The 9,189-nt window shown below is 43.0% G+C and carries 9 protein-coding genes; 4 read left to right on the top strand and 5 right to left on the bottom strand.

Annotation, left to right across the window (positions count from 1 at the left end; translation table 11 throughout):
• The first annotated feature begins 168 nt into the window (after nucleotides 1–168).
• Nucleotides 169–543 (top strand): hypothetical protein, encoded by a 375-nt coding sequence (locus tag AC20MK_RS11720; protein ID WP_487355989.1) that lies wholly within the window; start codon nucleotides 169–171, stop codon nucleotides 541–543.
• Nucleotides 544–800: 257 nt separating this feature from the next.
• Nucleotides 801–2,228, top strand: coding sequence for a dihydrolipoyl dehydrogenase (locus tag AC20MK_RS11715; protein ID WP_487355988.1), 1,428 nt, complete (start codon nucleotides 801–803; stop codon nucleotides 2,226–2,228).
• Between the two features lie 13 nt (nucleotides 2,229–2,241).
• On the opposite strand, the gene AC20MK_RS11710 is transcribed toward AC20MK_RS11715, so the two are convergent.
• From AC20MK_RS11710 to AC20MK_RS11690, 5 genes are all read right to left on the bottom strand, one after another.
• Nucleotides 2,242–3,618 carry a sodium-dependent transporter gene (locus tag AC20MK_RS11710; RefSeq protein ID WP_487355987.1) on the bottom strand — a complete coding sequence of 459 codons (1,377 nt, stop codon included), beginning with the start codon at nucleotides 3,616–3,618 and terminating at the stop codon, nucleotides 2,242–2,244.
• A gap of 124 nt (nucleotides 3,619–3,742) precedes the next feature.
• The gene (locus AC20MK_RS11705) at nucleotides 3,743–4,093 is read right to left on the bottom strand and encodes a nascent polypeptide-associated complex protein (RefSeq protein WP_487355986.1); all 351 of its coding nucleotides are present in this window, start codon (nucleotides 4,091–4,093) and stop codon (nucleotides 3,743–3,745) included.
• Between the two features lie 63 nt (nucleotides 4,094–4,156).
• A complete protein-coding gene (locus AC20MK_RS11700) occupies nucleotides 4,157–4,480 on the bottom strand; it encodes a HesB/IscA family protein (RefSeq protein ID WP_487355985.1) in 324 nt (107 codons plus the stop codon).
• 95 nt (nucleotides 4,481–4,575) lie between these two features.
• Nucleotides 4,576–5,898 (bottom strand): hypothetical protein, encoded by a 1,323-nt coding sequence (locus tag AC20MK_RS11695; RefSeq protein WP_487355984.1) that lies wholly within the window; start codon nucleotides 5,896–5,898, stop codon nucleotides 4,576–4,578.
• A 52-nt stretch (nucleotides 5,899–5,950) separates the two neighbouring features.
• Nucleotides 5,951–6,724, bottom strand: coding sequence for an RAD55 family ATPase (locus AC20MK_RS11690; RefSeq protein ID WP_487355983.1), 774 nt, complete (start codon nucleotides 6,722–6,724; stop codon nucleotides 5,951–5,953).
• Nucleotides 6,725–6,843: 119 nt separating this feature from the next.
• Between AC20MK_RS11690 and hisI the strand changes: the two genes are divergently transcribed.
• Nucleotides 6,844–7,209 carry a phosphoribosyl-AMP cyclohydrolase gene (gene hisI, locus AC20MK_RS11685; RefSeq protein ID WP_487355982.1) on the top strand — a complete coding sequence of 122 codons (366 nt, stop codon included), beginning with the start codon at nucleotides 6,844–6,846 and terminating at the stop codon, nucleotides 7,207–7,209.
• A gap of 97 nt (nucleotides 7,210–7,306) precedes the next feature.
• Entirely contained in the window at nucleotides 7,307–9,160 is a 1,854-nt protein-coding gene (locus AC20MK_RS11680; RefSeq protein ID WP_487355981.1) for an ATPase, T2SS/T4P/T4SS family, read from the top strand.
• The last annotated feature ends 29 nt before the right edge of the window (nucleotides 9,161–9,189 follow it).

The raw sequence follows: 9,189 nt of genomic DNA, 5'->3' as shown, positions 1-9,189 counted from the left end.
TGGCTTTGTTTTTTGTTAATTATCTCTATCCTCGTTTTATCCTAATTTGAAAAAGCTTGAATGATGCATGTTCCAAACATTCTGGATCATTTGGTATCCTGTTTTGGTCAATTAATGCTATATCACATTGAAGCTTACTTTTATCCGGGATTATTTTGGGGTGTAGGAATGGGTGAAAATACTCTTATCTTTGTATATAATGCAGACAGCGGTCTAATAAATGAAATGAAAGACTACGTTCACAAGATCGTATCTCCATCCACTTATGGATGCAATCTTTGTGCCATTACCTATGGTAACACAGGAATCAAAGATGAATGGAGATCGTTCGTGGATGATCTTGGAATTCCTGTAAAGTTCTTGCATAAGGATGAATTCTATGAAACTTACAATGAAAAAGGGTCATCGTTTCCCTGTGTTTTTCTCGAAAATAACAATAGGCTCGATCTGTTCATTTCATCTGATGAAATAAACAATTGCAGGACTCTCGAGGAACTAATGTCCCTTGTGACCCTCAAGGTGGATGGACTATTGGGGAGCTGATCGAATCAACTCTATAATGACAATAGTTGATAACATAATAGAGCCATTGATCGGCTTTTAAATTATAATGGCATTTCTGATAGGGCTCTCCTTTGAGACCGTGTTCGGTCTAAAAAGCATTTATTGAAGCTAAGGGCACATACAATAATAGTAATGCAAATCGGTCCCCCTGTCTATCTGATATGTTTCATTTTCTGAAAGCATCAAGTATAACAATAAATACAATCTAACATCTTATCATAAGTTGGGGTATGGAAATGAAAGAATATGACCTAATTGTTATTGGCAGTGGTTCGGGTATGAACTATGTAAGTTTGATAATGCAACAATATCCTGAAATGAAAGTTGCTATCATAGATAAGGACAAACCTGGGGGGATATGTCTGACAAGAGGTTGTATCCCTTCTAAAATGCTACTTTATCCTGCAGAACTTGTCAGAGAGATCGGAAAAGCAGATCGTTTTGGTATCCATGCTGAAATAAGATCAATTGATTTCAAATTTGTAATGGATAGGATGCGGTCCAGCATAGATGAAGATATTGAAATGATACACGAAGGACTCTCATCCGATCCGAAATTAGATTATTATGAAGACGTTGTGGAGTTCATTGAACCCTATGTACTAAAGGTCGGAGAAGAGCAGATCACATCAAAAATGATCTTCTTGAGCATAGGTTCAAAACCTATGATCCCTCCTGTAAAAGGCCTTGATGATATTTCCTATCTTACCAGCGACACTGTTTTGGAACTAACCACTCTCCCAGAGAGCCTCGCGATCATCGGGGGTGGCTATATAGCGGCCGAATACAGCCATTTCTTCTCTGCAATGGGCTCAAAAGTAACTATCATCGGTCGTAGTCCAAGAATTGTGGACAATGAAGAACCTGAAATAAGCGAACTTGCAAGAAAAAAGATGTCACAATATGTCGATATCATCACTGGCCATGAAGTATCTGAGATCCAGTCATCAGGAAAACTGAAGAAAATAATCGCAAAGGATCGGAATTCAGGGAATGAAATGGAAATTCTTGTGGATGAAGTATTAGTAGCCACTGGCAGAAGTCCCAACACCGATATTCTCCATCCTGAAAAAGGAGGAATTGAAACCGATGAAAGGGGTTGGATAAAGGTGAACGACAATTTGGAAACTACCTGTTCCAACGTATGGGCATTTGGCGATGCTAATGGTCAATATCTTTTCAAGCACGTTGGCAACTATGAGTCCACCCTGGTATATCAGAACGCAGTCCTGAAAGCGGACATCAAGACCGACTATCACGCAGTCCCCTATGCCATATTCTCCTATCCTGAGATGGCGGGTGTGGGTATTGGGGAGGCCGCTGCCATTGAGCAATACGGTAAAGAAAAAATCTCCATTGGTTTCCATAGGTTCCAAGACACTGGAAAAGGAATGGCAATGGGCCTTGACAGTTACTTCGTTAAGGTAATTCTGGATGGGTCAGGCAGAACTCTTCTGGGGGCACATATAATTGGTCCGCAAGCATCAGTTCTAATTCATCAATTAATAACTGTGATGAACACCCCTGGAAGCAATGTAGGTCCTATCGTAAATGGAATGGATATTCATCCATCTCTTAGTGAAGTTGTAAAAAGGGCATTATACTCAAGGATGTCTGTGGAAGAATATCATTCAGTATTGAAGTCCCTTGAACTTGAATACTGACCTCTTTTCTTTTTTATGACAATGTTCCTATCCATCCTCTGATAAGTATGAATATTATTATGAGTGGAAGAACGTACTTTATGTATGTTCTTGTCCAACCTGGGAACTTCAGTCCCTTTCCGGTATCAGTCTCCCGAATGAAATTGTTCCATCCCCATCCGAAACTATAGCTGCAGAAAAGTACCAGTGTAAGTGCTCCTATTGGAAGGATATTGTTAGCAAATATGAAATCTTCCAGGTCAAGGATGGATGTTCCTTCCCCAAAAGGCTGATACCAGCTCAATGGTCCGAACCCAAGACAACATGGTACTGATAATATGAATATCGCAAGTCCGCTTATAATTGATGCTTTCTTTCTTTTCCATCCCCATTCGTCCATTGAAAAGGCTATTACATTTTCCGAGATGCCCATTACAGTTGACATTGAAGCAAAGGCGAGGAACAAGAAGAAGAGAGTTCCCCACAATATACCTGCAGGCATTTGATTGAAAACGTTCGGTAATGTTACAAAGAGAAGGCCTGGACCTGATCCTACATCGATACCGAAAGCAGAACATGCCGGAAATATCATAAGGCCTGCCATGAGTGCTATGCTGGTATCAAGGAATGTGATCCTTAGGGATTCTCCTGTAAGGGAATGGTTTTTGTTGATATAGCTTCCGAAGATGGTCATACCGCCTACTCCTACGCTCAGAGTGAAGAACGCCTGGGTCATGGCGGCATAGATTCCTTGCCAGCTTAGGACCGAAAAATCCGGTTCAAGGTAAAAGCTGATCCCTTCAGCAGCGCCAGGAAGGGTCACAGAACGAAGTACGAGTATTATCAAGATAAAGAAAAGCCCTGACATCATCACCTTGGATGCCCTTTCAACCCCTTTCTGCAGTCCTGCTGAACATATGAATGTCCCAAGGCCGACCACCAAAGCCATCCACGTTATCATCTCCAGGGTCCGACCCATGAACAGGTCAAAGAAAAGCCCTATTTCCGAGGGTTCGAGGTAAATGAAACTACCTTTGACCATGTAATAGAAGTATGCAAATCCCCAACCTGAAACGGTAGTGTAGAACATGAGCAGTATGACATTTCCTATGATGGCTAAATACCCGAACAAGTGCCATCTTTTTCCACTTGGCTCCAGCTTACGCAAGGACCCTGCAATATTCTGCTTTCCCGCTCTTCCAGTAGCAAATTCCATTATCAATATCGGCAGTCCGAGAAGGAGGAGGAATGCAAGATAAACAATAACAAAGGCAGCACCTCCGTATTTTCCTACGATGAAAGGGAAACGCCATATATTTCCAAGGCCTATGGCACATCCCGCAGAAACAAGCAAGAATCCAATCCTTGTAGCTAATTGCTCACGGTTGATATCCGATGTGCCATCTTTCATCTTTATCCCTCTTAATATGAATGTCAGGGATATCTATAGATGTCACTGTATAACTATAATTCGATGAAGTTTCAAAATAATGCCCTGTTTTGAGGACAATAAAAAAGCAGGAACCCGTTAGGGTTCATGAAGAAAGGGCTAGAATAGCCTCTGCAAGGTCTCCATTCGCATTTTTAAGAGATTCAAGAGCAGCTTCTTCGGACACACCGGTCTGTTCAGCCACAAGTCTGACGTCATCCGCAGGGATCACAACTTCCCTTGGAACCTCTTCAGGAGTGCCAACCACTTGGTAAGTATCCACGCCCTGTGCGTTCATGATACTGACCTCTGCATCGTTGAACACAATATCCTTATCTGCGGTCCTGATGATGACCTGTTCAACACCTTCTATCTGATCGATGTTGATGCCCATCTGTTTCATCATCTGCTTGACTTTTGCCGGGTTCATGCCCCGACCGCCCATACCTGGAATCATATGATCACCTATTAATTGTTACCGCGTAGGATTGCATTACTAAATTAAAGTCTTGTTCTAATATTAGTGGCAGCTACCACCGCAGCTTCCGCATCCTGTATTTGCGGTTGGATTGTCAATAATGAAGCCTTTGCCACCCTCGGTGTCAATATAATCTACAGTTGCTTCATCAAGCTGTTCGCTGATGTCAGGACCCATTACTATCTTGATATCCTTGCTTGTTACTGTAACATCATCTTCCTTGATCTCGTCATCAAGTGCCATTCCATACTGTACACCACTGCATCCCATGCCAGCGACAAATATTCTGAGTGCGTGATCCTTCTTTTCTTCAGCTTCAAGAAGTGCTTTTAATTCGGTTGCAGCAACGTCTGTTATCTCGATCATTCTTAATTCACTCCATTTTGATATATGAAAATAATAAATGCATTGAACGTTATATATACGTTGTCATATTTATAAGTTCGCAAAAGGGCGAACTATCATACAAACTCCACATCATCATCTACCGGTTCGGTAAGGATCTCCTGTGTGTAAGCATTTATCTCGATCGAGTTCCTTGATCCTTTAACTTCCCATATTGGGACATACACAAGCTCGATATTGAAGCGAATATCATCTGCTGTGGGCTTGAATATCTTATGCTCGGATATCATGGCCTCCCCGACAACATTGCTGAAACGTACATCCTTCGTATATTCCTCTATGATCTCGGACAAAAGGGTATTTTCTGCTTCCTGTTGATCGAACATCTGAGTCTTGATCTCATAACTGTCATCCGGCAAAGTTATGCTGTCATTTACCTGCTGTAGTTCGATATGTTCCCTGTTCCCATTAAGTGCATTCAGGCACCCCTGTCCCTGTCCGGATATGTCTACAACTTTGTTCTTGAACCGGTGTTCAGCCTTAACTGCATATGCATATCTCCAGTATGGGACAAATTTCAGAACAACATCTTTCGGCATTCCTATCTCGGACCTTGCCATTGCAATAGCTCTATCCTTCTGTAATCTTATAGGTACAGTGTGAAGATCTAGCGTAAAAGGCATCTGGCTTTGAGGTTGCCATGATGTGGTCTGTGGTTCTTGCATCATGTTTGGTTCTGGCGCTGGTGCCTGGTTCTGTGGCTGCCATGATGTGGTCTGTGGTTCCTGCATCATGTTTGGTTCTGGAGCTGGTGCCTGGTTCTGTGGCTGCCATGATGTGGTCTGTGGTTCCTGCATCATGTTTGGCGCTGATGCTTGTGCCTTCCTTTGTGGGTGTTCATATTGTATGAAATCGTTGTTTGTTTCTGCCTGTTGCATCTCTGGTGATGTTCTCCATATATTAAATCCAGGTTTGCTATTTGCTGGTACAGCAGGTTCAACATTGTTCGAATCCCATATTTCTGTCTCTTCACATGAATGGCTTATATCAGGTGTCTGAGCAGGAAGTTCTTCATGATGCTGTTTCTTCACATCATATGCGACAAGTTCCAGATCGGAGGTATTTCCTTCTATGTCAGCAATTACTGCTTTTCCTATCTGGAATGCAAGTTCATCGCGGTCCCACGTAATGAGTCCTATATGTGTTGCATAGTCCCACATTTCAGCACTCATCTTTTCCAAAGTTACATAGAGTCCAATGTTGTCTTCCACAACAGCAGCAAAGCTATTTATCTCTGAAATATCAGGCTGTGTTGTCAACTTGATGTAGGTCTTAGTGCCATTTTTTTCGATGATCAGATCCACAGTGTCTGATTCTGAAACACTGTGTCCTGAAGTTGCAAATATATTTGTCAGGAGTTCAGCAAGGTTATCTTTCATTTTTATCAACCATTTTTTTAGCAAATATTAAGGATATCTTTTCCAAAAACGATCAGAGAACTCTGGTCGTGGTCTCCAGTTCAATTCCTTTGTGAGTGATATTATATGAGATCGTCTTGTCAGGGGTTATCATTCCTCTCATCTTACGTATCAATATTGATCGCTCGATATCACTTCCACGCTCCCTCATTCGAAACTCTATGACTCCGTCACACACGCTCTTTAGATTATTTTCGACTTTAGGGTCGTGCATGCCGCCAGTCATCATAACGAGTTGGACCGATTTTGTAAGTTTGCCTATGGAAGATATTATCTCAATAGCCTCAATGACGGAGTTGAGCTCATAGGTTCTCAGGAAGTAAGAAATAGAATCCACAACGCCTCTGTATGCCCCCTTTCTTTCCTTTGTAACAGACGACTTAAGATGGTTCATAGCGTCAGTGTTCAGTTTCAAAAAATCTTTTGCGGAAAGGTCACTGAAGTTCTTATTTGGTAAAATATTGGAAAAACGTGTAGTATAGGCATCAATGAAGTCAACGTTTCCTTCCTTGATATGTTTTTCAATATTCCACCCGAAATTTTTCATATCTTCAACTATCTCCTGGATCGGGTGTTCAGCAGAAAAATAATAGACCTCTTCCTGGTTTATCAAACCACCATAAATGAATTGCTGTGCAAAGACCTCCGAGCTTGCACCTGGTTCTGCAAGAAGAAGTATTGTAGTTCCCGGTGGGACGCCGCCTCCGAGTTGTATGTCCAAACTCGCTACTCCAGTTGGGACGCGGTATCCCCCAGTGCCATTGAAACTGTAATCCATTTTATCCATCCTGTGATCTTCCTTAGGAAATGATTCTGACGAATTCATTCGGGCATCATAATTGTTATCATAGCATATTGATTCCTCTTAGTTTTTATAGTTATAGTATATTTTAATAATTGATTACTATGATCGATCTTGATACTCTCAAATTTGATGGAAATGGTCTGATCGGTGCAATAGCCCAGGACAATGGGACAGGCGAAGTGCTCATGTTTGCTTTCATGAACAGGGAAGCTCTGGAAAAGACGATTGAGACCGGAATTGCCCATTACTGGAGTCGCAGCAGACAAAAGCTCTGGAAAAAGGGTGAAAGTTCCGGGCACATGCAGAAAGTTCATGAGCTACTCATTGACTGTGACATGGATGCTCTTGTCGTTAAGATCTCTCAGGAAGGCGGAGCTTGTCACACTGGACATCGTTCTTGCTTCTACCGCAACATCGAGGGAGATGTTGTAGGCGAGAAAGTGTTCGACCCGGCTGACGTTTATTGATGTTCTGATGAACCTTTTAAGTCCCACTCCTTCCTTTTTTTAATATTTCATTGTTCGTGTCAGTTGTGTTAAATAGTTTTGAAGGATAGTTCTACTTATGGTAAAAGAAGAAAATTACAGGATAGTTCCTGATACAAGTGTGATCATCGATGGTCTCCTGTCCGAGATGGTCGAGAGTGGGGAATATGAAGGTATCGAACTGTTCATATCAGAAGCCATGGTGGCAGAACTGGAATCTCAGGCAAACCGCGGCCTTGAGATCGGTAACAAAGGGCTTGACGAGCTAAAACAGCTTCAAGAGATGGCCCATGAGGGTATGTTAGACATGTCCTTCACAGGCAAAATGCCCACTGCCGAAGAAAGGATGTATGCAAAAGCAGGTACTATCGATGCTATCATCCGTTCCTGTGCTGAAGATCTCGATGCTACCTTTGTGACCGGTGATAAAGTACAGTATGATGTGGCAGTGGCAAAGGGAATGGATGTGGAATATCTTCCTCCGAGGAAGACTGAATTAATGCCTTTGCTCATTGAAGACTTTTTCACTGAGGACACCATGTCCGTCCATTTAAAGCATAAGATCGCTCCAATGGCCAAACGCGGTTCCATCAGGAACATCGAGTTCGTGACAATAAGGGACACTCCTTGTAGTTCCCATGAATTGAAACAAATAACAAGGGAACTGCTTGAGCGTGCAAGGGCAGATGATGAGTCTTTCATCGAGATGTCCCTTAAAGGCGCAACGGTCCTTCAGATACGTGATATGCGAATAGCCATATCCAATCCTCCGTTCTCCGATGATGTTGAGATCACTGCAGTTCGCCCGGTTGCATCGGTAAGTCTTGATGAATATCATCTTGGTGATGAACTAAAGGAAAGAATTCTGGCGCAGCGTGGGATTCTGGTTTCAGGTCCACCGGGTGCTGGAAAATCCACCTTTGGTGCAGGTGTTGCCATATTCCTGCATGAGAACAACTATGTTGTCAAGACAATGGAATCCCCAAGGGACCTTCAGGTTCCAAATGAGATAACCCAGTATGCACCGCTTGAAGGAAGTATGGAAAAAACAGCTGATGTGCTGTTGCTTGTCAGACCGGACTATACTATCTATGACGAGGTTCGCAAGACCCGCGACTTTGAGATATTTGCAGATATGAGACTTGCAGGCGTGGGCATGATAGGTGTTGTACACGCAAACCGTGCCATAGATGCTGTGCAAAGGCTCATTGGCAGGGTCGAGCTTGGTGTCATCCCTCAGGTCGTGGATACTGTCATTTTCATCGATAAAGGCGAGGTTGCACAGGTAATGACTCTTGAGTTCACTGTGAAGGTACCATCAGGGATGCTCGAGGCCGATCTTGCAAGACCTGTCATAGTTGTCTCTGATTTTGAGACCTCTGCTCCTGAATTCGAGATATATACTTTCGGTGAACAGGTCGTAGTAATGCCGGTCTCTGACTCGGGCTCGGTAGTCCGTAAGCCTGTCTGGGGTCTTGCAGAAGGTGAGATCGAAGATGTTGTACAGCGATACGCCAACGGTCCGGTGGATGTTGAGATGTTGTCGGATACAAGTGCTGTTGTAAAGGTTCTTGATAGTGAGATCTCCAAGGTCATAGGCAAAAGTGGTGTGACCATCAATGAGATCGAGAAGATCGTCGGAGTTCATATCGATGTGCGTGAACTTGATGAGGCCTCCCTTAAAAGAGGTAATAAGGACCGTTCTCCCGAAACATCTTATAGGCCTACCATCGAACACACGAAGAAACATGTTATACTGAACGTCCCGGAAATAGCTTCTCAGGATGTCGAGATCTATACAGGAGATGACTATCTTTTCACTGCAACGGTCGGTAGGCATGGCGATGTCAAGGTCCGTAGCAATTCTGCCCTTGCAGAGGATATCCTGGATGCAGTGGATGCCGGAGAGCCAATAATCATTAAAGTACTATAATTAAAATGAGCTTGAGGGGACTATCCCCT

This window comes from Methanococcoides sp. DA23, from assembly GCF_057593895.1.
Note: the sequence above shows the minus strand (reverse complement) of the source record. Positions and strands in the feature narration are given on the sequence as shown.